This window comes from Nocardia sp. NPDC127526, assembly GCF_042672265.1.
Classification (GTDB): domain Bacteria; phylum Actinomycetota; class Actinomycetes; order Mycobacteriales; family Mycobacteriaceae; genus Nocardia.
The window spans coordinates 1-24,225 of sequence record NZ_JBHXVO010000031.1 but is presented as its reverse complement, the minus strand read 5'-3'; the positions used below and the strand labels follow the sequence as shown (position 1 = coordinate 24,225).

Below are 24,225 nucleotides of genomic sequence, written 5' to 3'. Positions count from 1 at the left end.
ATCTCGGGCTTTCCCACTGAGCACGGGCTGCGCGGCGGTGAAGTTGGGCATCCGTCAAGATGTTGCTCATGACTACGCTGTCCGATCCGACGCTGGTGTCGGTGGCCGAATTGATCTACGGCGATCAGGCCAGGTTTCACTCCCTCGAAGGGCTGCTGCTGAGTGTGGATCTCAAGCGCCCGGAGTATCAGGTCGAGCTGTGGGTGAATGCCGAAAGCTATTGGGGACGGCTGGTCACACCGGTGTACGGCGCCCGGATGGCGGCGCTGGGCGGCAATGCTGACGCTGATCGGGCCCTGCTGAACCTGGTCGAGGTGACGGTCGAGAAATTCCTGCGCGGCGAATCCGTGGAGCGCAAACAACTCCCGTCCTGGCTCCCCGACCTGCGCAGCGCGCTCCTGGCCGACGGCTACCAACTGCGCATCGAACGTGTCGGCGACGGCCCCGACGCCACCGGCCGCTGCCGCCTGCGCCCCACCAACCGCCTGCCCCTCCCGTTGGCCGAGCAGATCGCTCTCATCGAAACCGAACTCGAATTACGCGGCCAGCAAACACCTCTCGACCACCTGCAACAGGCCATCGCCCGCTACGCCGCCCGCGACTACACCGCCTGCGAGGAAAACCTCCGCACCGCCCTCGAACACCTCACCGCCTACGCCGCCGGCACCCAAAACCTCGACAGCACAAAGAATGTCCGCCACCTGGTCGACACCGGCCGCCTCACCGTGCGCGAAGGCACCCGCCTCCTCCGCGACCTCCGCGTCCTCACCTCCGACAACCCGCACCCGCACAGAACCCGCACCGACGCCGCCCGTTTCCGCATCCAACTGACGGCCGCCCGCGCGACCACCCTGCTCGAGCATATCGACCTCTGAAGGCGCACTCGGCGGTGCGCTCGGCCGAAGTCCACTCATCATTCCGGCGGTCCGCCTCGTCATTCCGGCGCGTCCTTGGCCGGAATCCACCACACCGTGGGCGATCCCGGCCAAAAGCACGCCGGGATGACCAGTAGTTGGACGCACGCCGGGATGACCAGTAGTGGGACGCACGCCGGGATGACCAGTAGTGGGACGCACGCCGGGATGACCGGCGCTCGCGGGCCAGGTGACGCGCGCGCGTCAGCTCGGCGCGGTCAGGTGAGTTGCCAGGTGACGCGGACGGTGGCGGACAGTTCGCTTTCGCCGAGTTCGACCGGGATCGGGGAGGCGCCCGCGTACGCGCTTTCGGCGGCGAGCTTCATGCGGGGCATGGGTACCGAAGGGCCGGAGGTGTTTTCGGTGATCTCCAGCACCGGGCCGAGGGCGCGTCGCGCGCGGGCGGCGTATTGCTCGGCCTTGGCGAGGGCGTGGTCCCAGGCCGCGTCGCGGGCGCGGGTGAGGAGGCTCTCTTCATCGGAGACGGTGAGGGTCAGGCCGCCGAGGCGGACGTCGTCGCCGCCCGCGTCGACCGCGTGCGCGATGATCTGCGCCGGACCGCCGTCGGCGGAGGCTTTTCCGATATCGCGCAGGGTCACCGTGAGTGAGGTGCTCGCCACGTAGCCGACGAGCTGCTCGCGATTGCCGTCGGTCCATACGGTTTCGGTGCGCACCGACAGCCCGCTGGTCGAGATGTCGCGTGGCTGTACACCATCCGCGCGCAGCACCTTGACCACCGCATCGGTGCGCTGCCCGGCGGCGGCGTAGGCGGGCGCCACCGACTCGGCCCGTGTCTCGATGGAGATGGTCACCCGCATGATGTCCGGTGTGGCGCTCGCCCTCCCGGAACCGAAGGTCGTAATGCTGCCGAGCGCACTCTCACTGCTGGTCACGCCATCCTCCTCGTCCGGCCCCGCCCCGCCCGATCCTACCGACGCCGCCCGCCCCGCCCACCCGCTCCGCGCCGTGCGCTCCGCCCGTTTCGCGCGGTGCGCTCCGCCCCGCCCGCGCCGAGCCGTGCGCTCCGGCCACCCGCTTCGCGCCGTGCGCTCCGCCCTTTCGCTTCGCGTCGTCCGCTCCGCCAGTCCGTTTCGCGTCGTGCGCCCTGCCATTCGCTCCACGGCGTGCGCTCCCGGACGGTCAGGTATTGCCGTGGGCGGCGAGGGCGCGGATGGCGGCGTCGGATTGGGCGTAGGCGGCGGCTGCCAGGCGTTCCAGGAGGGCGAGTTTGATCTCGGGAGCCTCACTGGTGAGCAGGTCGAATTTCTCGGGTGGCAGGACGGCGAGGCGGACGGTGGTTTCGGCGTGGATGTCATTGCTGAAGCGGACGCCGGCGAGCATGGGGATTTCGCCGAAGGACATGCCGGAGGCCAGGGAGACGAGGCGGTGGCGGTGGCCGGTGCGGTCCTCGAAAGTGATGCGGACGCGGCCGTCGAGGATGAGGAACAGGCCCGCGCGGGGGGTGTCGCGGGCGATGATGAGTTCGCCGCGGGCCACCGTGCGGATCTCGAATTCTTTTGCGAGGCGGGCTCGTTCGTGTTCGCCGAGGTCGATCAGGGCGGGATGTTGATCGACGGTGAGGGCGGCGTGGGGGAGTTCGCCGGGCGGGCGGTGTTTGTCCAGGACGAGTTGTTCGCACCATTCGGTGGCGCTGTCGCGGTCGGCGAAGACGCGGCCGCGCGGATCGGCCGGGTCGAGGCTGGAGGAGAAGTGGCCGAGTTTGGCTTCGGGGTCGACCAGGGCGACGCGGCATCCGGTGGCGGCGAGTTCGGCTTGCAGATCGTCGAGCATGCGGACGGCGACGGCGCTGACATCGCCCACCTCGCGCAGGTCCAGCACGAGCGCGTCCAGTTCGCCGGGAGTCTCCTCGACGGCGCGCACCGTGGATTCGGCTCCGGCGAACAGCAGGTCGCCGTGCAGTTCGAAGATGCGGGCGTGGTCGCCGTAGCGGCGCAGCACCGCCAAGTCGTCCGGATCGCGGCGCAGCCGGGAGGGCGCCTCGGTCACCGAGTACGCGGTGCGGATGGCGGTGTGCGCGGCGCGGGTCACGTGCAGGAAGTGCAGTCCCAGCCGGTTCGAGAGATCGCGGCAGACCTGCACCCCGCGCACGCTGCTGCCGTGCGCGTCCAGGCGCGGCGAGTAGACGGCGATGCCGATCTGCCCGGGCAGCACCGCCAGAATCCCGCCGCCCACACCGCTTTTCGCGGGCAGCCCGACGGTGGTCACCCAGTCGCCGGCGGCGTCGTACATGCCGCAGGTGGTCATGACGCTGAGCACCTGCTCGACCAGCGGCCCGGACAGGGCGCGCTCGTGGGTGAGCGGGTTGACGCCATTGTTGGCCAGGGTCGCGGCCATGAGGGCGAGATCGCGGCAGGTGACATCGATCGAGCACTGCCGGAAGTACCGATCGACCGCTTCGTCCGGGTCGATATCGATAATCCCCGCCCCGCGCAGCAGGTACCCGATGGCCCGATTGCGGTAGCCGGTGCGTGCCTCGGAGGCGTACACGGCCTCGTTCATGCTCAGCTCGCGCCCCGCGAATCGGCTGTAGCTACGCCGGATCCGGGCGAACCGGTCGGCCGCGTCCCGCCCCTCGATCAGCGACGCCGCGGCTATCGCACCGGCATTGATCATCGGGTTGCGCGGCCGCTGCGTGCGCGAATCGAGACTGATCTCATAGAACGGTTCGCCGGTCGGCTCCACATCGATGCGCCGGGCCACTTCCGCGGTCCCGCGATCGGCCAGCGCCAGTGCGTAGGTGAACGGTTTGGAGATGGACTGAATCGTGAAGGCGGTCTCCAGATCCCCGCTCCCGTATATCCGCCCGTCCGCCGTCGCCAGGCAGACGCCGAACGAATCCGGTTGCACCGCAGCCAATTCCGGAATGTAGTCGGCCAATTCCCCCGAGGTGTCGGAGCGGAAGCGCCGGTAGGTCTCGTCGATGATGCGGGCCACAACGCCATTGGCGGTCGCAGCCGTCCCACGGGTTTCCGCAACGGAGGAGCCCACGCGGCCCACTGTATCCGGGTAGTGTGTGTGGAGCCTCACATTCGAAGCGGATGTCGCAGGTGGCGCTTCGTTCCCGGCATCGGGGGCCGGTTGGGGCTCCGTAGACTGTTGCAAACAATCAGGAGACATGCCGGAGGGAGCAATAGCCGTGGGAGTGCTTTCCCGGGTCGACACGCCCGAGGACCTGCGCCGGCTGTCGGTACCGGAATTGAATGAGCTGGCCGAGGAGATCCGCGAATTCCTCGTGCGCAAGGTCGCCGTCACCGGTGGACATCTGGGACCGAATCTCGGCGTGGTGGAGCTCACCATCGCGCTGCACCGGATCTTCGACTCGCCCGCCGACCCGATCATCTTCGATACGGGCCACCAGGCGTACGTGCACAAGATCCTCACCGGCCGCAAGGACGGGTTCGACACGCTACGCAAACAGGGCGGGCTGTCCGGCTATCCGTGCCGCGACGAGAGCGCCCACGACTGGGTGGAGTCCTCGCACGCCTCGGCCGCCCTGTCCTACGCCGACGGGCTGGCCAAGGCGTTCGCGCTGACCCGGCAGAAGCGGCACGTGGTCGCGGTCGTCGGCGACGGCGCGCTCACCGGCGGCATGTGCTGGGAGGCGCTGAACAATATCGCCGCCGGACCGGACCGCTCGGTGGTCATGGTGGTCAATGACAACGGCCGTTCGTATGCGCCGACCATCGGCGGGCTGGCCGAACGGCTGGCCGGGCTGCGCATGCAACCCGCGTACGAGCATGCGCTGGACGCCACCAAGCGGATTGTGCAGAGCATTCCGCGGGTGGGGGATTCCGCGTACTCGATGCTGCACGCCATCAAGACCGGGATCAAGGACGCCGTCGCGCCGCAGGAGCTGTTCAGCGATATCGGCCTGAAGTACGTGGGCCCGGTCGACGGGCACGACACGGTCGCGCTGGAGGCCGCGCTGCGCCGCGCCAAGGATTTCGGCGGCCCGGTCATCGTGCACGTGGTCACCCAGAAGGGCCGCGGCTACAAGCCGGCCGAGGATCACGAGGCCGATCAGATGCACGCCGTGGGCCGCATCGATCCGCTCACCGGCGAACCCGTGGGCGGTTCCGGGCTGACCTGGACCAAGGTCTTCTCCGATGCGCTCATCGAGCAGGCCGAGCAGCGCGACGACATTGTCGGCATCACCGCCGCCATGCCGGGCCCGACCGGTTTGACGGCCTTCGGAAAGCGCTTCCCGGAGCGCATGTTCGATGTCGGCATCGCCGAACAGCACGCGGTGACCTCCGCGGCCGGTATGGCGCTGGGCGGGCTGCATCCGGTGGTGGCCATCTACTCCACCTTCCTCAACCGCGCCTTCGATCAGCTGCTCATGGATGTGTCGCTGCTGAAGCTGCCGGTGACCCTGGTGCTCGACCGCGCCGGCATCACCGGTGACGACGGCGCCAGCCACAATGGCATGTGGGATCTGTCGGTGCTGGGCATCGTGCCCGGTATCCGGGTGGCGGCCCCGCGCGACGCGGCCACGCTGCGTGAGGAATTGGGCGAGGCCGTGCACATCAGCGACGGCCCGACCGCCATCCGCTTCCCGAAAGGCACTGTCACCGAGGACATTTCCGCGGTCGAACGCCTCGACGGAGTGGATGTGCTGCGCCTGCCCGATGTCGAGGACGCCGCCGCGCGTTCGGTACACGGCGACGTGCTGCTGGTGGCCGTCGGCGCCTTCGCCGATCTCGCGTTGAAGACGGCGGAACTGCTGGAGTCCGAAGGGGTTTCGGTCACCGTCATCGACCCGCGCTGGGTGCTGCCGGTGTCGGACACGGTGGTCAAGCTGGCCGAGAACTACCGGCTCGTGGTCACTGTGGAGGACAGCGGCCTGCACGGCGGCATCGGCTGTACGGTCTCGGCCCGCCTGCGCGCCGCGGGCGTGGACGTGCCTACGCGCGATCTCGGTGTGCCGCAACAGTTCCTGGATCACGCCTCGCGCGCCCAGGTGCATCAGGAGTTGGGTCTCACCCCGTCCGATGTCGCGCAGCGTATCGCCGGATGGCTCGGCGACAGTGCGCATCCGGCGGTCGGCGCCGCCGTGTCCGGGAACGGTCGTGCGGAGTCCAATGGCGCGAAGCCGGGCGAGCCGCTGCTGACCGAGCAGGCCCTGGTGCCGCCGGTCGCCGAGAAGGCGCTCGCGGAATAGGTTCGAATCGGCCGCGGCCCACAGCGGTCCCTGCTGTGGGCCGCGGCTTTTCGTATACGGCGGCACGCTTCTCGCGTAGATTCTGTAACCGGTTACAGTTTTCTGGTCAGGAGTCCGCATGTCCTTCGTGCTCGTCGAGAAGCCGCGTCCGCAGATCGCGCTGGTCACCCTCAACCGCCCCGAGCGCATGAACGCCATGGCCTTCGACGTGATGGTGCCGCTGCGGGAAACCCTCGAAGCGGTGGCCGCCGACAACGAGGTGCGCGTCGTGGTCCTCACCGGCGCCGGGCACGGCTTCTGCTCCGGCGCGGATCTGCAGCACGCGGGCAAGGTCCCCGGCGTCGCGGGCCTGACCAGGACCAGCGTGGCGCGGCGTTCCATGGACCTGCTCAACAACGTCATGCTGACCATCCGCCGCATGCATCAGCCGGTGATCAGCGCCATCAACGGCGCGGCCATCGGCGGCGGCTTCTGCCTGGCCGTCGGCACCGATATCCGGATCGCCGCCGAGGACGCCTACTTCCGCGCCGCGGGCATCAACAATGGCCTCACCTCGGCCGAACTGGGCATCAGCTACCTGCTGCCCCGCGTCGTCGGCACCACCCGCGCCTACGAGATCATGCTCACCGGCCGCGATGTCGACGCTGCCGAAGCCGAACGCATCGGCATCGTCTCGCGCGTGGTCCCCGCCGACAAACTCCTCGAAACCTGTTACGACACCGCCGAACAGATCATCCGCTGGAGCCGCGTGGGCACCGAGCTCACCAAACGCATGCTGTGGAGCGGCCTGGAAGCCGGCAGCTTCGAATCCCACATGCAGCACGAGGGCATGTCCCAGCTCTACGTCCGCCTCACCACCGACAACTTCGACGAGGCCATCCGCGCCCGCCGCGACCGTCGCCCACCCAACTTCGAGGACTGACGCGCGGCGGGAATCGGTCAGGACCGCCGCGCGGCGGGATCGATCCGCTCGGCGCTGACCGCGACCGTCGTGAACGGCACGGTGAACCGGCCTCCTATCGCATCGATGGCGGTTCCCACCGCGTTCAGTAGCTCGGTCAGCGCATCCGGCGAGAGCTGGGTCATCGACCCGAGGGTCGGTAGTTGATCCAGCCACTCGGCGCGGGTGAAGGTCCGCTCCGCGTCGAATCGCCACTGCTCGGGCTCGGCGAACCCGCCGGCCTCTCGAATCCCCTCGGCGGCTTTGGCGGACATGGCCTGATAACCCGCGAGTGCCTGCTCGGCCGTCGCCGGAAACCGGAACGAGGAGTCGGGCCCGACCCGGCGATAGGCGTCCGCGAAAGCCTCGGTGACCGCGGGCGGCGTCGTGAGCACGTACCAGAAGGCGGTGAACCGCCCGCCGGCGCGCAGGGCCTCGGCCGCTTTGCGCGCTCCCGCAACGGGATCCACCCAATGCCAAGCCTGTCCCGCCGTGACCGCGTCGAACTCCCGCCCGTCGCGATCCCAGTCTTCGAACGTCGCCACCTCGGTATCCACACCCCGCCCGCGTGCGAAATCGGCCATCCGCGAATCGGGTTCGACACCGAGCACCGTGCAACCCGCCGCCTGTAGCTGCCGCGCGGCGATCCCGGTCCCGCAGCCGACGTCGAGCACCTCGTGCGCATCGGCGGCGATGCGGCGAATCAACTCCTCGGGATAGTGCGGCCGAGTCCGGTCGTAGCGTTCGACATCCACGCCGAACGATTCCGCCACCTGCCGCTGCCGATGCGGTTCGGGCGCTGCGGGATCCGGGTCTTGCGACGATATAGTGGGCATGCGCCCACCTTAAGTGGGCGTGCGCCCACTCGTCAACGAATGCATCCCGAGGAGCTCATCAGTGCCAACCGGCGTAGCCATCCGCGATCCCCGCACACAGCTGTTCGACGCCGCCGAACGCCTGCTGCTCCGGGAAGGCCCGCACGCCTTGACCAGTCGCGCCGTCACCACCGAAGCCGGTTGCGCCAAGGGCGTTCTGCACCGCCACTTCGCCGATTTCGACGCCTTCCTGGCCGAACTCGTCCTCGACCGCATCGACCGCCTCACCGATCGAGCTGCCGCCCTGCGTGATTCCGCCGGAACCGGCACCGTCACGAACAACCTGACCGCCGCCCTCACCGATGTCTTCCACTCGGTCGCCGTGGCGATCATCGCCTTGATCACCTTCCGCGACGACCTGCGCACCCGCCTGCGCGCCACGCGATCGACCCCGGGCATCCCCCTCGTCTCCGAGGCCACCGCCATGATCAACGACTACCTCGCCGCCGAGCGCGATCTGGGCCGCCTCACCCCCGATGCGGACATCGACACCCTCGCCCCCACCTTGATCGGCTCCGCGCACCTGCTGTTCGCCGACCGTACGGGCGAACCGCCGACCATCGAGGCGGTCGGCCGAACCGTGGCCGCGGTTATGGCTGGATCGCTCGCGCCCTAGCCGTCGCGAGCATCCGTGCCCGGACCTCGGGCCGCCGCAGCGGCGGCACGGTCTTCGGCGGCACCTTGCGCTCGGGTAGTTCGGCCAGCAGGCGTGTGGTCACAGCGGCGATATCGGCGACCGCGGCGTCCACAATGGCGCGGTTGGCGTCGGAGATGCTCGACAGCCCGCCGACCTTACGGACGTACTGCAAGGCGGCCGCCTGAATTTCCTCGGCCGTCGCCGCGGGCTCCAGCCCACGCAGGGCGGTGATGTTTCGGCACATGAGTCCGACGGTAGCGCGCGGGTGTGACACCGCCGCTCGAGCGCAGGAAGGGCACTGCACGGCGGCTCCGGCGCGGCGGTCGGGGCACGAGGACGGGACTGCTAGTCGCCGGACTTGTCCGGGGCCGGGTACAGCGCCGCGGCCAGGCGCGGAACCGCGAGGTCGCGTTGCCAGGCGCGCGCACCACCGGTGGTCAGGAAGTCGTCGATCATCGCCGATGCATCACCATTGGTCGCGGTGCGCGGCAGCCCGTCCCAGCACATGCGACGCAGCAGATCCGGCGTGAGCAGATTCTCGACCGGCACCTCCACCTCGCCGGAGAGTTCGGTCATCGCCGCCCGAGCGCGCTGCAGCCGAGCGGCGGCAGCCGGATCGCGGCGCTCCCAGCGATTGACAGGCGGCGGCCCGTCGAACGGCTGCGTCAACGGCGGAAGCTCGTTATCAGGCAATCCCCGAGCGCGTTCGACAGCACCTAGCCACTCCCGCGAGTAGCGCCGCTGCCGAGGCCCCCCGAACACCGGCAGAGCCCGTAACTGCGCGATGGATTTGGGCTCCCCGGTAGCAGCGGCCACGATCGCCGAATCGGGCAAGATCCGCGCCGGCGCCACATCACGCTGCCGTGCCAGCCGATCACGGGTGGTCCACAGTTCACGAACGATGGCGAGTTGCCGAGTACGCCGCAGCGTATGAATCCCGGACGTCCGCCGCCACCGATCGGCCTTGGGCGCGGCCGGTTCGGCGGTCCGCACATGCTCGAATTCCTGTGCGGCCCAATCCGTCTTGCCCTGGTGCTCGAGGTCCACGGCGACGGCGTCGCGTAACTCCAGGAGTAGCTCCACGTCGAGCGCGGCGTAATTGAGCCATTCATCGGGCAGCGGCCGCGTCGACCAGTCGGCGGCGCCATGGCCTTTGCGCAGCTCGCGGCCGAGCAGCTTCTCCACCATGGCGGCGAGGCCGACCCGCTCATATCCGGCGAGGCGCCCGCCCAGCTCGGTATCGAACAGCGCGGCCGGGTACAGCCCGAGCTCGGCCAGCCCGGGCAGATCCTGATCGGCGGAGTGCAGCACCCATTCCAGATCGTTGATGGCCTCCGCCAGCGGCGCGAGATCCCCGTCCACCGGAATCGGGTCGATGAGGAACGTCCCCGCGCCCGCGCGCCGCAGCTGGATCAGATAGGCGCGATTGGAGTACCGGAACCCGGAGGCGCGCTCGGCATCGACGGCCAGCGGCCCGGTCCCGGCGGCGAGCAGGCGCGCGGCCTCGGCGATTTCGGCGGCGGTGTCCAGTACCGGCGGCACACCCTCCACTGGCGCGAGCAACGGTACCGCGGCAGTGGCTTCGGGTTCTTCTGGTACGGACATGGTCTTGAACTCTACGGGTAGGGGCAGGGCGGTCCGCGTCACGTCCGGTGAAACGGCAGGCCGTGATCTTGGTTCGCGCATCGGGGGCACCTTGCGTTGCGCGCCTCGGGAACACGAATGTGCGCATCTCCGGTACACGGCGCAAGGCTGTTCGGAATCGTAATCCGCCCGCGCCGATTTCGTTGCGGTACAGAAGTTCTCGATTGCGCCAATCGGTTGCCCGCCGCACGGTCGGGAGGCGGGGACCGTTCGTCATCCCGGCATGCTTGTGGCCGGGATCTGCGAGAACGTGGTGGATTCCGGCCACAAGCGCGCCGGAATGACGGAGTGAACTCGTTGGCTGAGGCGATCAGTCCTCGTCCTCGTTGCCGCGCTTGACGTCCAGCCGGGTGACGCCCGCGGGCGGCAGTCCGGCCGCATAGGCGAGCACCTCGCAGAAGGCTTCCACATGCGGCCGCATCTCGGTGTCGCCGACGGTCCACGACGCCCGCAGCTCGAGTTGATGCGCGCGCGGCGGCCCCGCGATATCGCCGTAGCGGACCGAGCTGGTGGAGGTGACCGTCCCGCCGAGCGCGGTGAACGGGGTGCGCGATTCGAGCGCGTCCACCAGCCAGCTCCACGCCACCTCCGGCAGCAGCGGATCGGCGGCCAGCGCGGAGTCGATGTCGGCCTGGATGTAGGCCACCAGCCGGAACACCCCGTGCCAGGCTTCCTGGCCGTTCGGATCGTGCAGCAGGATCAGCCGGCCGAACGCGTCGCCGTCGGAGTCGACGGGCACCACATTGGTATCGGGTCGGGTGACTTCCGCGCCGAGTGCGTAGGAGTACGGGGCCAGGCGCTGCGGGGGCCGGATCGGTGCGAGCTCGATTCGAGGATGCACGGTTGCGGTGCCCATCGCATCGACCGCGGCGCGGAACCTGGCGGGTTCTTCGGGTTCCGGGGTCGGTGCGGCGCCGTCGCGGAAGTCGAGCGGTGTCACGAAATGCCACGCTAGACCTCGGAGGCGCGGTGTAGTGAGAGGCGCGCCGCCGGGCCCCTTTACGATGACTCGTGATGAGCACTCACACCCGCCGCCAGCTGACCGATGCCCCGTTCCTCGTCGCCGCGAACGGCGGCGTGCCGCATCGTCGCCCGGTGTGGTTCATGCGCCAAGCTGGGCGTTCGCTGCCGGAGTACCGCGAGCTGCGCGCCGGCATCGGCATGCTGGAGTCCTGCTTCGATCCGGAATTGGTGTGCGAGATCACCATGCAGCCGATCCGCCGCCACGATGTCGATGCCGCAATCCTGTTCTCCGACATCGTCGTTCCGCTCAAGGCCGCCGGCATCGACCTGGACATCGTGGCGGGAGTCGGTCCCGTCGTCGCGAATCCGGTGCGCACCGTCGCCGACGTCCGCGCCCTGCCGCGCCTGCGCGCCGAGGAGGTGGGCGCCGTCACCGCCGGCATCGGTCTGCTCCTCGACGCCCTGGGGCGGACGCCGCTGATCGGTTTCGCCGGCGCCCCCTTCACCCTGGCCTCCTACCTGGTCGAAGGCGGACCGAGCAAGAACCACGAGCGCACCAAGGCGATGATGCTCGCCGACCCGGAAACCTGGCATCAGCTCCTCGGCGTCCTCACCGACATCACCATCGAGTTCCTGCAGGCCCAGATCGCGGCGGGCGTCGACGCCATCCAGCTCTTCGACTCCTGGGCCGGCGCCCTGACCCTCGCCCAGTACCGCGAATACGTCCTCCCGCACTCCATGCGCGTCTTCGCCGAGGTGGCCGAGGCCGGCATCCCCCGCATCCACTTCGGCGTGGGCACCGGCGAACTCCTCGGCGCCATGGGCGAAGCCGGCGCGGACGTCGTGGGCGTCGACTGGCGCATTCCCCTCAACGATGCCGTCCGTCGCGTCGGCCCCGGAAAAGCCTTGCAGGGCAACCTCGATCCGGCAGTCCTGTTCGCGGGCCCCAAGGCGGTCGAATCCGAGGTCCGCCGCATCGCCCACGAAGCCGACGAGGCAATCACCTTGGGCGCCAAGGGCCACATCTTCAACCTCGGCCACGGCGTCCTCCCCAACACCGACCCCACCGTCATCACCGATACGGTCGCCCTCATCCACAGCCTCCCCATCCCGCTCTGAGCCCGGCGGGCCGAGCGCTGGGTCACATCCGGGCCGGGAGTAGGTTGCTGGTAGGGGCTGAGTGACTGAGGAGTGGTCGATGCGGATCGCGGTGGTCGGTGGCGGTATCAGTGGGCTGGTCGCGGCCTATCGGCTGCGCCAGGCGCTGGGGCCCGAAGCCGAGCTGATCCTGCTCGAGCGCGCCGAGCGCCTGGGCGGCATCCTGCACACCGCCGAGATGGACGGCGAGCCGGTCGATTTGGGCGCCGAGGCCTTCGTCGGCCGCCGCCCCGAGATCCCGGAATTGATGCGGGAGCTGGGGATCGAGGACCAGCTGGTGTATCCGGCTGGGAAACGACCGCTGATCTGGTCGGAGGGAGCCGGACATCGGCTGCCCGAGAACACGCTGATGGGTATCCCCGCCGCTCCGGAAGCGCTTGCCGGGCTGGTGGATTCGGAGACCCTCGCGCGCATCGCGGGGGAGTCCGAGCGCCCCCTGCACTGGGAGCGCGGCGGCGATATCGCCGTGGGCGCACTCGTAGCGGACCGCTTCGGCGACCAGGTCGTCCGCCGCAGCGTCGACCCGCTGCTGGGCGGAGTCTATGCCGGACTGGCCGACACGATCGGCGTCCGCGCCGCACTGCCCACCCTCGCCGTCGCCCTCGACGCGGGAGCCACCAGCCTGACCCGGGCCGTACGCGACGCCCTCCCCCCGCCCTCGACAACCCCGGTGTTCGGCGGCATCCGCGACGGCTACCGCGTCCTGCTCGACGCCTTGCGCGCAGCGGCCGACGTGAAGATCCAAACCACCACCGCCGCAACCCGGCTCGCTCGCACCCCCAACGGCTGGCAGCTCGATCCCGTGGGCGCGGTCGACGCCGTGATCCTCGCCACCCCGGCTCCCGTGACCGCCGCTCTCCTGCGTGAGATCGCCCCGGCCGCAGCCGAACTCGCAGCCGGAATCGACCTGTCCTCCTCGGCCGTCGTCGCCCTCGCCCTGCCCCGCGACACCGCCCTGCCCGACAACTCCGGCATCCTCGTCGCCACCGGTGAACCCCTGCGCGCCAAGGCCTTCACCCTGTCGAGCCGAAAGTGGCCGCACCTGGCCGAACGTGACGTCGCCCTGGTCCGCGCCTCCTTCGGCCGCTTCGGCGACGATGCCGCCCTGTCGTGGCCGGACGCGGACCTGATCACCGCGGCGGTCGAAGACCTCACCGCCGTGACCGGCGTGGACATCCGCCCCGTGCGGACCCTGGTCCAGCGCTGGATCGGCGGCCTGCCCCAATACGCCCCCGGCCACACCGCCCGCATCGCCGATCTGCGTTCGGCCACAGCCGATCTCGGGGGCGTCGCCCTGGCGGGTGCGTACCTGGACGGCGTCGGCGTCCCCGCCTGCGCCGCCTCCGGCGCCGCCGCCGCCCGGCGAATTGTCGATCACCTGGGTTGAACCCGCCGAGATCGGCGGGAATTCGAAAGATAAGCGCCGGTCCGTATTGTTCCGGATACTCGAATTCGACTGTGCGCCAGAATGTCTGGATGTATCGTGAGAAAAGGGATCCCCGGCCGCCGAAGTCGCCGACCACCAAATTCTTGTAGGACGCCGACACGCCCCGCATCTCACGGGTTACGCGGTCTTCTCCACTTCTGCGCGACCCTTTCCGAATAATGTTGCGAGGGCGCTGTCCCGGATCACTGGAGCAGCTGTCATGCACATCCATTCTGTCGCAAACAATGCGCCGTACCCGGTAACCGCCACCATGACCAGCAATGGCGGGAAAATGCTCGTGCAGTTCGCCGGATCGGCATGGTCCAGCACCGGCGGGAAGATCAGCGTCAACCTGCTGATGGACGGCGCCGTGATCGCGACGGCCTCGGCGTTCACCAATGAGGTGAACTCGCACAAAGCGCTGGTGCCGGTGGCCGTCGTCGTCTCGGTCACGCCCGGAACGCATACCTTCTCGGTCGCCGCCGTGCGCGGGACGAATGTCGATTTGAACGACTATTTCACGATCACGGCCACCGAGACCGCGCCGAATCACTTCGAGAAGGGCAGGTCCTATATCGGATACCTGGTGTCGTCCGGCTGGACGCTGACGAGCGGCACCGGGGCGCGCGAATGGCGTGAGCCGATCACCTTCGCCAAGCCCTTCAATTCACCCCCGAGCGTGACGGTCGGATTCTCCATGCTCGACGTCGACGAGTCGAAGAACACCCGGGTGCGGGTCGAGGCGCAGAGTATTACCGACAAGGGCTTCGAACTCGTCTGCGCGACCTGGGGCGACACGATCATGTACAGCATCGATGCCGACTGGCTGGCTTTCGGCGACGCGCAATGAGCCCGATTCCCTGAGCCGGCCCCGAGGCCGGAGGCCGGTGAGGCGCTCTCGCATCGGGAGCGCCTCACTCGACCGCGGATGGGCGACGGCGTAACGCGCAGTGCGGCTGGGGATTACCGGCTCGGCACCAGATCGGAGGGGTCGGTGTTGGCGCCGCAGATGATGACGGCGATGCGCTCGCTGGGCCGGGGGAGGTAGGCGCCGGAGGTCAAGGCCGCCAGGGCGGTGGCGGCGGCGTGTTCGACGGCGAGTCTGCGGGTGTCCCACAGGTGCTGGCGGGCGGCGATGATTTGGGCGTCGGTGACCAGGATCGAGTGGGTATCGGCTGCGGCGGCCGCGGTGAGGGACATTTCGGAGACCCGGGTGGCGCCGAGGGCATCGGCGGCGATGGAGTCGAGGGTTACGTCGACGGGATGCCCTGCGGCGAGAGCGGCATTGAACGCTCGGCAGTTCTCCGGCTCGACCGCGACGACCCGGACCCCGTGATGGGCTGCGGCCGTTGCTATTCCGGTGAAGAGCCCGGCGCCTCCGACCGAGACGACGACGGTGTCGAGGCTCGGGAGTTGGGTGACGATCTCCTCCAGCAGGGTCCCCGCCCCGGCGGCGATGTAGGGGTCGTCGTAGGCGTGGGAGCGCAGCGCCCCCGTGGTTTCGGCGTAGCGGGCGCAGTCGGCGGCGGCGTCGGCGTAGGTGGGGCCGCCGGACATGACCTGGGCGCCGAGGGCTTGCAGGCGGGCGACTTTCACGGTGGGCGCGGTGCTGGGGAGGAAGACGGTGGCGGCGGAGCCGACCTTGGTGGCGGCCCAGGCGCAGGCGACGCCGGCATTGCCGCCGGAGGCGATGGTGACGCCGACCTTGGGGAGGTCGCCGCGTTCGCGGTGGGCGAGGGTGAAGTTCATGGCGCCGCGGGCCTTGAAGGTGCCGGTGTGCTGCATGTGCTCCAGCGCCAGCCAGAGTTCGCCGCCGGTGGGGATGGTGTCCGGATCGGCGGGGGCGAGGACCACCGGGCGGATGTGGCCGGCGATTCGGTCGGCGGCTGCCTTCACGTCGGCGTAAGTGGGATGCACTGCGATTCCTTCGTGGTTCGTGGTGGATCTGGCCGGTCGTGCCGGGTCGCGGCGGTTCCGGGAGGTGCGATATCCGGGTCGGTGCACCGGATGGTTACACTGTAACTTACGCTGGTGACATGCCCAGGACATCGAAATCCCTCGAGGAGGCGACGCCGCGTGCGATCGCGCGGGCGGGCCTGGCGATCATCGAAGCGCGGGGTGCGCAGGAACTGAGTTTTCGCGCCATCGCGAACTATCTGCGGATCTCGCACACCACGGTGGTGCGGCGCGGCGGCGGGGATTTCAATGGCCTGCTGGATCTGCTCGCCGATCATCTGGCCGAGGATCTGCCCGAGATCGCCCCGGGTTCGGGCCCCTGGGCGCGGCTCACCGAGGATCGTTTCGTCGCCTGGCACACCCTGCTGATCGCCCATCCGGGTCTGGTCCTGCTGCGCGGCGCCCGCCCCTGGCTCGGCCCGCGCCTGCTGTCCCGCCTCACCGAACCGCAACTGGCGGACAATCTTTCACTCGGCATGACGATGGTCGACGCCATGCGCGCCTATCGCGAGATGTACATCTACACCCTCGGCGCCGCCGCCCTGATCGAGCACCGCGATCCGAAACCCCCGCTGCTGCGCACCCGCGCCGCCGTCGCCGCCCTCGACCCGGACGAATATCCGCTGCTCTCAGCGCATCTGGGCGAGATGACCACGGTCCTGACCGGCGACGACGTCTTCCGCGACGGTCTGCGCCGCCTCATCGATTCGTGGGCCGCAATCACCTCCTGACCGCGCGTGTTCACCATCACCCCGGGCCCCCGCCGCCGGGATTCGGCGCGATGGCACGATGGGGGTCATGGCGCGACTCGACTACAAGGCCCTCAACGACACCATCCGCTACCTCATGTTCTCGGTGTTCCAGGTGGAGCCCGGCGAGCTGGGGGACAACCGGACGGCAGCCATCAAGGAGGCCCGCGAGTTCTTCGAGTCCCTCGAGGAGCGCGGCGTGGTCGTGCGCGGCATCTACGATGTGGCCGGCATGCGCGCCGACGCCGATTTCATGATCTGGTGGCATGCGGAGAAGATCGAGGATCTGCAGGCCGCCTACGCCGATTTCCGGCGCGTCACCGAGCTGGGGCAGATCAGCACCCCGGTGTGGAGCAATGCCGCGCTGCACCGCCCGGCCGAGTTCAACAAGAGCCACATCCCGGCCTTCCTGGCCGGTGAGGAGCCGGGCAACTACATCTGCGTGTATCCGTTCGTGCGCTCCTACGAGTGGTACCTGCTCCCGGACGAGGAGCGCCGCAAGATGCTCGCCGATCACGGCAAGGCGGCCCGCGGCTACCCGGATGTGCGCGCCAACACCGTGTCCTCGTTCGCGCTGGGCGACTACGAGTGGATTCTGGCCTTCGAGGCCCCCGAGCTGCACCGCATCGTCGACCTCATGCGCGATCTGCGCGCCACCGAGGCGAGGTTGCATGTGCGCGAGGAGATTCCGTTCTTCACCGGCCCGCGCGTGGATGTCGAGAAGCTGATCAACTCGCTGCCCTGAGGCGGCCGGACAGCCCGGAGCCCGGCCGCGATGCGCGGCCGGGCTCCGGATTTTCGCTGGTTGTCGGCGTTTCACCGCCGGCGTGCCCGCAGAATTCGGGGCATGCGCGGAATCGCATGCGCCTCATAGGGTTTTTGCGACTCTGCTCTATGCGCTGTCCGAGGGGTGCAGTCGCAGCGAGATGGAGTTGATGCAGTAGCGCTTGTCCGTGGGCGTCGGGTAACCCTCGCCCTCGAACACGTGCCCCAGATGGCTGTGGCAGTTGGCGCACAGCACTTCCACGCGGCGCATGCCCAGCGAATCGTCCGTGCGCAGGATGACCGCCTCGGATTTCGCCGGATCGAAGAACGACGGCCAGCCGCAGCCGGAATGGAACTTCTCGCCGCTGCGGAACAATTCGGCGTCGCAGGCCCGGCAGGAGTAGACGCCCTCGGTCTCGGTGTCGGTGTATTCGCCGGTGAAGGCGCGTTCGGTGCCGGCCTCGCGCAGCACCCGGTATTCGTCCGGGTTCAGCTTGGCTCGCCATTCCTGCGGCGTGAGCTGGAGGCGCGGCGCCGGTAGCGAAGTGTCAGCATCGGAGCTACTCATACGTACACGCTAATACGTCGTGATCGTCGCGGCCGAAAGCCGACGTCCAGAGGCCAACTCGTCATCCCGGCATGCTTTTGGCCGGGATCTCCGGCGTTGCGGTGGATTCCGGCCAAAAGCGCGCCGGAATGACGAGGGGTTGGTCAGCTGACGGGCTCCGCGACCGTGTCCTTGGCGCGACCGTTGCGAGCGGAAGCGCCGGAGGCCCATTCCGGATGCATCCACGCCGGATCCAGGGACTTGCCCGCGACCAGCCGCCCTTCGCGCTTCGCCGTCAGGTACCGGTCGCCCAGTACACAGAACGCGACGATGAGCAGCAGCCCCCACCCGAAGGTGACGCGCAGGTATTCCAGCGTCCGCCCGATGTCCTGCCACCGGTCCGACAGCCACTTGTCGTAGGACATGAACCCGAACACCGCCAGCCACGCCGGCCAGTTCCGCATGACCGAGTTCTTTTGCACCACGGTCAGGATGATCGGGATCAGGAACATCGAGTAGTACTGCTGCCCCAGCGATCCCAGCAGCATGGTCGCCGTGATCAGCACACCGGAGGTGGTGCAGAGGAAGAACACTTCGTCGTCGCGGTAGTACCGGTACAGGATCCACAGCGTCGCCAGCACCATGACGGCCATGGCGATCCGGATGATCCAGGTCAGCCAGTCCGCGACCCCGTAGTACCCGGCATTGCCGACAATGGCGCTGTTGAAGTAGTCCCGCGACTCCAGCAGATACGGCAGCGTGTGCTTCCAGAACTGCGCGTAGTCCACGATGAACGGCCACGCCAGCAGGTTCAGCGCCACCGGCACACCGAGCGCGGTGATGAACACCTTCCACTGCCCCCGCACCAGCGCGATCAGCAGTAGTGGCGCCAATAGCGGCCCCTTGACCGCGAGCGTCAATCCCAGTGCCACACCGGCCCATAGGTCACGGCGCTGCAGGAGCAGATGGAAGAACACCACCATGCACAGGAACAGCACACCGTTGATATTGCTGAACGCCAGCGTATTGGTGACCGTCTCGGAAGCGAACATCCCCAGCAGCAACGCCGGCGCGGCCACCGAACTCAACGTGAACTTGAACAGCCGCAGCAGCAGATACCCCGCCAGAATGATGGCCGCGGCATTCAACAGAATGAAGCACCACCGCGACTTCTCCGGATCGATGATCGCCAGCGGCGCGATCAGCAACGTCCCACTGGGCATGTACAGATAGTGCGGATCCGTCGAGTCGAAGTTGGCATTGTAGATCGGCTGATGATTCAAAAACGCCAGCGAAGCGTTGTACACCGGCCGATAGTCATCCGTGACATGCCAGTTGATCGCCTCGATGAACACCCGATGGATCACAGTCATGATCGCGAAGGGCCACAGGGCATAGTTCAAAACCTGGGCGGTGGTTCGCGCGGTGCGAGGCTCGAGCTGGCGAAGGAACACTCGGGCACGGTACACCGGAACACCCCCCAAAGGGTGCGCCGACCCGCCTTTCGCACACCACACCACCCACCAACACCCGCCGCTCTGCCCGCCAGCCGGTCCGTGCGTCGGCTGGCCCGTGCACCGGCCGGTCCGATCACTAGTTGGTCCGTTTGCCGGCTGGTCCGTGCACCGGCCGGTCCGATCACTAGTTGGTCCGTTTGCCGGCTGGTCCGTGCACCAGCCGGTCTGGTCACCAGCCGGTGCGGTGATCAGCTCGTGTGCCTGTGTGTTTGTCCGCCGCAGGCGAACTGTCAATGAACTGTAGGGATGACAGTTGGTGCATCAACTGTGTGGGTTCGGGGCCGTCTCGATTTTGGACTGAGTGGAGCGTGCGTCGGAGCGGGGGAGCGAAGCGGAGGAGCTCCGGCGTGCGCGGAGGGAGGGAAAAATCGAGACCGTCAGGCCCCGAACCCCGCCGGAGCGAAGCGGAGGCAAATCAAACACAGCCACGAGCGTCCCTGATCAGACCCGCCTTCCGAACCAGCAGCAGATCCGCGTTTCCCGCCACAACTGCCCCAGCACTCAAGCAGGGCAGGCAGTTCCGTCGGCCGGGAGCTTGGCGTCCTTCAGATAGTCGGCGACGGCCTGCTGCGCGCAGCTGGAGTGCGCGACGGTAGGGTGCCCCCAGCCCTGCCACACCACGGTGGCCGTGCGACCCCCGGCAGCGGCGAGCGCACCGGTCACCGACGGCCGCCCGTCCTGCCCCGTGACCGGGTCCGCATTCCCGCCGAGCACCAGCACCGGCCGGTCCAGCTTCTCCGGCAGCTTCATCTCCGCCGCCGTAGCGGGCCAGGCCGAGCAAGCCATGAGATCGATGGCTGCGGCCTTGCCGAAAACCGGATACTGACCACCCCACTGCGCGACCAGTTCCTTGGCGCGCACCGGGCTCGCAGGCTGATGGTTGTCGCTACACCGGTTGACGAAGGCCCCGTCATTGGCGATGGCCGAGGTCTCACGCAGCACGAACGGCGTAATGGGCCCGCGGTCACCGCGCCCCAGCGCCGCGAGCGCGTCGGCGAATTCGGTGATCACCGGATTCTGCACAGCCCGCGGGTCGCCGAGGAATCCACTCAACGTGGTAACCAGCGCAGCCGCCGACAGATCCCCGAACTCACCGCCCCCGGCCCGGCTCACCAGCGTGGCGATGGCCGCGCGCGGATCGGCCCCCAGTGAACAGTTCAGCGCCGCACACCGTTGCGCGTACGCGGTCAGCGCGGCCTCCGCCCCCTTCACCCGCTGCTCCGCACGCCCCGCCGAATCCAGCCCCACGGCCTGCGGCGAATCCAGCACCAGCCGCCCGAGATGATCCCCGTACTTGCGCGCGTACTCCAGCGCGACGGTCCCGCCGCTGCCGGTCCCCAGCAGCCCGATGTGCTCCACCTGCCACTGCTTGCGCAGCTGATCGAGATCATCGGCCGCATGCGCCGCATCGAAAGTGCTCTGCGCCGGCGTCAGAAAGTCCAGGCATTCGATGGTCGCGTCCTGGCTGGCCTCCGCCACCGCGTCCACGGGATCGGTTCCCCCCGCCGCGAATTGCGCCTGATCGGCAATCGTCTTGCGAATCTCGGCGGTCATACAGCTCACCGGCTGCGAACTCCCGATCCCGCGCCGGTCGACAGCCACGATGGGCCGCGACGCCAGCAGCGGATTGGTCGGCCCCGCCGCGAGCGCGGCCAGGGTGGCCGTCGACGCCCGATCCGATCCGGACGTCAGCACCAGCGGCGCCGCGTCCTTGGGTGTGCTGTCGTAGCGCGCCCGCATGGCCGCGGTCCGGAAGTTGCCGCTCACCGCCCCCGCGATATCCACCTGCGTGGTGTATTCCGCGCATTCCAGCACCAGCCCGCCCGGCGGCGTCCCCAGCGACAGCAGGTTGAACGTCGGCACCGTGCAGTCGTGCCAGGACAGTTCGGTCTTGGGCACCTCGGGCGCGGGCGGTTCGGCCGCACCGGGTTTGGTGGTCTCGACGACCCCGCCTTGATGGGGTCGTTCCACGGCGACGGCCGGCCGGTCCGACGGCCCGGCACCACAGCCGGTGGTCACCAGGATCGAAAGTGTCGACGCCAGCAGAGCGGCCCGAGTCCAGCGCATGCGCTACAGCCTGCCAGGTCCGGCAACCGGTTTCAGCTCTGGGTGTGACTGCGGACCCAGCGGGTGAGGATGGTGCCGTCGTCGTCGACGATGAGATGCCGTCGTGTCATGGGGGTGGGCGTTGCCATGGGGGACACCGCGATTCGTCCGCCTGTACCGGCGACGAGCAGCGGGGAGACGGTGAGGCACAGGTCGTCGACCGCGCCGGCGGTCAGCAGGTCTCCGAACAGCGAGGGCCCGCCTTCGCACAGCACTCGCCGCAGTCCGCGCGCTTCGAGGGCGGCGCGAATTCCGCTCGCGGTGCAGGTCGTCTCCCCGGCTTCGACGATTTCGCCGCCGGCCTCGGTGAGCACCTTCTTGCGGTCGGCGGGCGCGTCCTTGGTGGTGATGATGATCGGCCGCGCGCCGGTGTCGGTGAACAACCGGCTCGCCGGATCCAGCGCCGCGCTGGCGGTGACGACGGCGATGCGCGGCGGCGCGCCATCGGGATGCCCGCCGAATCCGTGATGCCACAGCCGCGTCCGCAGCTGCGAATCGGTATGCGCCGCCCCGTAATTCTCCGCCCGCGCCGTGCCCGCCCCGACCAGCACCACATCGGCCAGATCGCGCAGCAGCAGGAAGACCTTCCGGTCCGCGGGCGTGCCCAGCCCGCCGGAGCGTCCGTCCAGGGTCATCGCACCGTCGATGCTGGTGACGAAGTTGACCCGGATCCACGGTCGCGCCGGTCCGGCCGGGTAGGCGTACCAGCGCACCAGGTCGTCGCGGCCGAGTTCTGTGAGCTGGATCGCATTGGGCATACGCTGCATGAGTATCGATCACACCACGTCCGTACGCTGCTTGCGTGCAACAACGCCTCGTCGATCGCCACCCGGAGGTTCCGGCAGACCAGCTCGTGGCCCAGATGGTTCCCCCGCCCACCTTCGACGAGGTGAGCTTCGCTTCGTACATCCCGGATCCGAAGGAGCCCTCGCAGGCCGCCGCGGTCCGGAAGGCGGAGGATTTCGCGGACCGGGTCACCAAGCTGCGCAAGGCCGCCTCGAAGAAGTCCCTGTTCGGTAAGAAGAAGCCGGTCACCGGCATCGGCCTGTACCTGGACGGCGGGTTCGGCGTGGGCAAGACCCACCTGCTGGCCTCGATCTTCCACAGCGTGCCCGAGCCCAAGACCTTCGGCACCTTCGGCGAGCTGACCAATCTGGTTGGCGCGCTGGGCTTCAACAATGCCGTGGAGCGGCTGTCGGGCAACAGCGTGCTGTGCATCGACGAATTCGAGCTCGACGATCCGGGCGACACCATGCTGGTGTCGCGGCTGCTCTCGGAGCTGACCGCGCGCGGCGTGTCGGTGGTCGCGACCTCCAATACGCTGCCGGGTCAGCTGGGCGAGGGCCGTTTCGCCGCCCAGGACTTCCTGCGCGAGATCAAGAAGCTGGGTTCGCTGTTCGAGCCCATCCGCGTGGACGGCCCGGACTACCGGCACCGTGATCTGCCGCCCGCCCCGGAGCCCACCGCGCCCGATCTGCTGGCCGAGAAGGCCGCCGCCACACCGGGTTCCACGCTCGACGATTTCGACGCGCTGACCAAGCATCTGAGCACTCTGCACCCGTCGCGCTACAACGCGCTCATCCAGGACGTGTCGGCGGTGTTCATCTCCGGCGTGCATCCGGTGACCGATCAGGCGGTGGCGCTGCGTGTCGTGGTGCTGGCCGACCGGCTCTACGACGCGGGCACACCGGTCACCGTGTCCGGCGCCAAGCTGGACCAGATCTTCACCCAGGAAATGCTGGACGGCGGCTACCGCAAGAAGTACCTGCGCGCCATCTCGCGTCTGCTCGCCCTGTCGCGGTTCGAGGCTCCGGCCACCGCGTCCTGATCGCCCGGTCGCGAGCCGGGCACTCGACGAAGGAGTTCGCATGATCCGATCCCGCATGCTCGGCACGTCCCTGGTGCTGGCCGCCGCGCTGTCCTTCGGCGCTGGCCCGGCCGTCGCGCTCGCCGAACCGCCCGCCGCGGCCAGCGTCGCCGCGCCGGCCCCGACCGGCAGCGTGGTGGTGTCCACCGATGCCCGTTCGCTGAACCTGCAAGGTGTGGTGAACGCCCGCGACGCGGGCGGCTACCGCACCACCGACGGGCACACCGTCCGCACGGGCCTGGTGTATCGCACCGGCGAGCTGAGCAAGGCCACGGATTCGGATCTGGCCGCGCTGACCGGTGACGACGTGCAGTCCGTCCACGATCTGCGCACCAGTTATGAGCAGCAGTTCATGGGCGTGGACAAGGTGCCCGCCGGGGCCACCGCGTTCCACAACGACGTGATCGGCCAGGCCCCGCCGCAGGTGCTGGCCTCCACGCTGACGGCGGGCGCCGACCTGTATCGCGCCTTCATCACCGCCCCCGGAGCCAATGCGGCTTTCGCCGACGTGCTGCGCGATATCGCCTACAACCCGGGCGCGGTGCTGTTCCACTGCACCGCGGGCAAGGATCGCACCGGCTGGACCAATGCCGTCCTGCTCACCATCCTGGGCGTGGATCGCGACACGGTCACTTACGACTACTTGCTGTCGAACTACTACCGCAACGCCGCCGAGGGCGACATGCTCAACGGCGTCGCCGTCTCGGCCCTGGACTCGGCCTTCGATCAGGCGAACCAGTCCTACGGCAGCTTCGACAACTATGTCCGCGAGGGCCTAGGGCTGACCGACGCCGATATCGCCGCGTTGAAGGCGAAAATGCTCGCCTGACATCAGGTTTCAGTTGTTCGAGTGGGGGCCGCCCGGAGCGAACCGGCGGGGCCCCCCCCCCCCGTGACACCCCGGGGGACCGGTACGGTGGGGGGGGCGGCTGGTGGGTTTGAAAATACTAGTAAAAGGTGTGTTGGGGTTTTGAGTTAT

At 68.7% G+C, this 24,225-nt stretch carries 22 protein-coding genes; 11 read left to right on the top strand and 11 right to left on the bottom strand.

What is annotated here, in order from left to right; genetic code table 11:
- Positions 1-68 precede the first annotated feature (68 nt).
- Positions 69-875 carry a hypothetical protein gene (locus ACFVIV_RS32690; protein WP_379203068.1) on the top strand — a complete coding sequence of 269 codons (807 nt, stop codon included), beginning with the start codon at positions 69-71 and terminating at the stop codon, positions 873-875.
- A gap of 257 nt (positions 876-1,132) precedes the next feature.
- Here the strand turns inward: ACFVIV_RS32690 and ACFVIV_RS32685 are convergent, their stop codons facing one another.
- Entirely contained in the window at positions 1,133-1,807 is a 675-nt protein-coding gene (locus tag ACFVIV_RS32685; RefSeq protein WP_379203066.1) for an SIMPL domain-containing protein, read from the bottom strand.
- A 247-nt stretch (positions 1,808-2,054) separates the two neighbouring features.
- Positions 2,055-3,923 carry a glutaminase A gene (glsA, locus tag ACFVIV_RS32680; protein WP_379203064.1) on the bottom strand — a complete coding sequence of 623 codons (1,869 nt, stop codon included), beginning with the start codon at positions 3,921-3,923 and terminating at the stop codon, positions 2,055-2,057.
- 154 nt (positions 3,924-4,077) lie between these two features.
- Between glsA and dxs the strand changes: the two genes are divergently transcribed.
- Entirely contained in the window at positions 4,078-6,096 is a 2,019-nt protein-coding gene (gene dxs, locus ACFVIV_RS32675) for a 1-deoxy-D-xylulose-5-phosphate synthase (protein WP_379203190.1), read from the top strand.
- Positions 6,097-6,214: 118 nt separating this feature from the next.
- Positions 6,215-7,018: an enoyl-CoA hydratase gene (locus ACFVIV_RS32670; RefSeq protein WP_379203062.1), complete on the top strand. Its 804-nt coding sequence runs from the start codon at positions 6,215-6,217 to the stop codon at positions 7,016-7,018.
- Between the two features lie 17 nt (positions 7,019-7,035).
- Here ACFVIV_RS32670 and ACFVIV_RS32665 read toward each other — a convergent pair whose 3' ends face one another.
- Positions 7,036-7,872, bottom strand: a complete 837-nt coding sequence (locus ACFVIV_RS32665; protein WP_379203060.1) for a class I SAM-dependent methyltransferase — start codon at positions 7,870-7,872, stop codon at positions 7,036-7,038.
- A 61-nt stretch (positions 7,873-7,933) separates the two neighbouring features.
- Between ACFVIV_RS32665 and ACFVIV_RS32660 the strand changes: the two genes are divergently transcribed.
- A complete protein-coding gene (locus ACFVIV_RS32660; RefSeq protein ID WP_379203058.1) occupies positions 7,934-8,527 on the top strand; it encodes a TetR/AcrR family transcriptional regulator in 594 nt (197 codons plus the stop codon).
- On the opposite strand, the gene ACFVIV_RS32655 is transcribed toward ACFVIV_RS32660, so the two are convergent.
- The 3 genes from ACFVIV_RS32655 to ACFVIV_RS32645 all read right to left on the bottom strand — a co-directional run bounded on the left by ACFVIV_RS32655 (position 8,502) and on the right by ACFVIV_RS32645 (position 11,132).
- Positions 8,502-8,792 carry a DUF2277 domain-containing protein gene (locus tag ACFVIV_RS32655; RefSeq protein ID WP_379203056.1) on the bottom strand — a complete coding sequence of 97 codons (291 nt, stop codon included), beginning with the start codon at positions 8,790-8,792 and terminating at the stop codon, positions 8,502-8,504. The genes ACFVIV_RS32660 and ACFVIV_RS32655 overlap by 26 nt on opposite strands.
- 101 nt (positions 8,793-8,893) lie before the next feature.
- Positions 8,894-10,153, bottom strand: coding sequence for an HRDC domain-containing protein (locus ACFVIV_RS32650; protein WP_379203054.1), 1,260 nt, complete (start codon positions 10,151-10,153; stop codon positions 8,894-8,896).
- A gap of 349 nt (positions 10,154-10,502) precedes the next feature.
- Entirely contained in the window at positions 10,503-11,132 is a 630-nt protein-coding gene (locus ACFVIV_RS32645) for a DUF3000 domain-containing protein (protein WP_379203053.1), read from the bottom strand.
- Between the two features lie 74 nt (positions 11,133-11,206).
- Between ACFVIV_RS32645 and hemE the strand changes: the two genes are divergently transcribed.
- The 3 genes from hemE to ACFVIV_RS32630 all read left to right on the top strand — a co-directional run bounded on the left by hemE (position 11,207) and on the right by ACFVIV_RS32630 (position 14,589).
- Entirely contained in the window at positions 11,207-12,274 is a 1,068-nt protein-coding gene (gene hemE, locus ACFVIV_RS32640; RefSeq protein ID WP_379203052.1) for a uroporphyrinogen decarboxylase, read from the top strand.
- A 79-nt stretch (positions 12,275-12,353) separates the two neighbouring features.
- A complete protein-coding gene (locus ACFVIV_RS32635; RefSeq protein ID WP_379203051.1) occupies positions 12,354-13,700 on the top strand; it encodes a protoporphyrinogen oxidase in 1,347 nt (448 codons plus the stop codon).
- Between the two features lie 259 nt (positions 13,701-13,959).
- Positions 13,960-14,589 (top strand): H-type lectin domain-containing protein, encoded by a 630-nt coding sequence (locus ACFVIV_RS32630; RefSeq protein WP_379203049.1) that lies wholly within the window; start codon positions 13,960-13,962, stop codon positions 14,587-14,589.
- Positions 14,590-14,702: 113 nt separating this feature from the next.
- Here ACFVIV_RS32630 and ACFVIV_RS32625 read toward each other — a convergent pair whose 3' ends face one another.
- A complete protein-coding gene (locus tag ACFVIV_RS32625; RefSeq protein WP_379203047.1) occupies positions 14,703-15,656 on the bottom strand; it encodes a threonine/serine dehydratase in 954 nt (317 codons plus the stop codon).
- A 119-nt stretch (positions 15,657-15,775) separates the two neighbouring features.
- Here ACFVIV_RS32625 and ACFVIV_RS32620 point away from each other — a divergent pair, with 119 nt between their 5' ends.
- Positions 15,776-16,426, top strand: coding sequence for a TetR/AcrR family transcriptional regulator C-terminal domain-containing protein (locus ACFVIV_RS32620; protein WP_379203045.1), 651 nt, complete (start codon positions 15,776-15,778; stop codon positions 16,424-16,426).
- 67 nt (positions 16,427-16,493) lie between these two features.
- A complete protein-coding gene (gene hemQ, locus ACFVIV_RS32615) occupies positions 16,494-17,189 on the top strand; it encodes a hydrogen peroxide-dependent heme synthase (RefSeq protein ID WP_379203043.1) in 696 nt (231 codons plus the stop codon).
- 147 nt (positions 17,190-17,336) lie between these two features.
- Here the strand turns inward: hemQ and msrB are convergent, their stop codons facing one another.
- From msrB to ACFVIV_RS32595, 4 genes are all read right to left on the bottom strand, one after another.
- Positions 17,337-17,777, bottom strand: coding sequence for a peptide-methionine (R)-S-oxide reductase MsrB (msrB, locus tag ACFVIV_RS32610; protein ID WP_379203041.1), 441 nt, complete (start codon positions 17,775-17,777; stop codon positions 17,337-17,339).
- A gap of 143 nt (positions 17,778-17,920) precedes the next feature.
- Positions 17,921-19,210, bottom strand: a complete 1,290-nt coding sequence (locus tag ACFVIV_RS32605) for a glycosyltransferase family 87 protein (protein ID WP_379203039.1) — start codon at positions 19,208-19,210, stop codon at positions 17,921-17,923.
- Between the two features lie 564 nt (positions 19,211-19,774).
- Positions 19,775-21,340 carry an alpha/beta hydrolase gene (locus ACFVIV_RS32600; RefSeq protein ID WP_379203037.1) on the bottom strand — a complete coding sequence of 522 codons (1,566 nt, stop codon included), beginning with the start codon at positions 21,338-21,340 and terminating at the stop codon, positions 19,775-19,777.
- Between the two features lie 32 nt (positions 21,341-21,372).
- On the bottom strand, positions 21,373-22,137 hold the full coding sequence (locus ACFVIV_RS32595) for a pyrimidine reductase family protein (RefSeq protein WP_379203188.1): 765 nt from the start codon (positions 22,135-22,137) through the stop codon (positions 21,373-21,375).
- Positions 22,138-22,181: 44 nt separating this feature from the next.
- Here ACFVIV_RS32595 and zapE point away from each other — a divergent pair, with 44 nt between their 5' ends.
- Together zapE and ACFVIV_RS32585 are read left to right on the top strand one after the other, a co-directional pair.
- Complete coding sequence (gene zapE / locus ACFVIV_RS32590; RefSeq protein ID WP_379203035.1) at positions 22,182-23,207, top strand: cell division protein ZapE; 1,026 nt, start codon at positions 22,182-22,184, stop codon at positions 23,205-23,207.
- 40 nt (positions 23,208-23,247) lie between these two features.
- Positions 23,248-24,075 carry a tyrosine-protein phosphatase gene (locus tag ACFVIV_RS32585; protein ID WP_379203033.1) on the top strand — a complete coding sequence of 276 codons (828 nt, stop codon included), beginning with the start codon at positions 23,248-23,250 and terminating at the stop codon, positions 24,073-24,075.
- Positions 24,076-24,225: the final 150 nt, after the last annotated feature.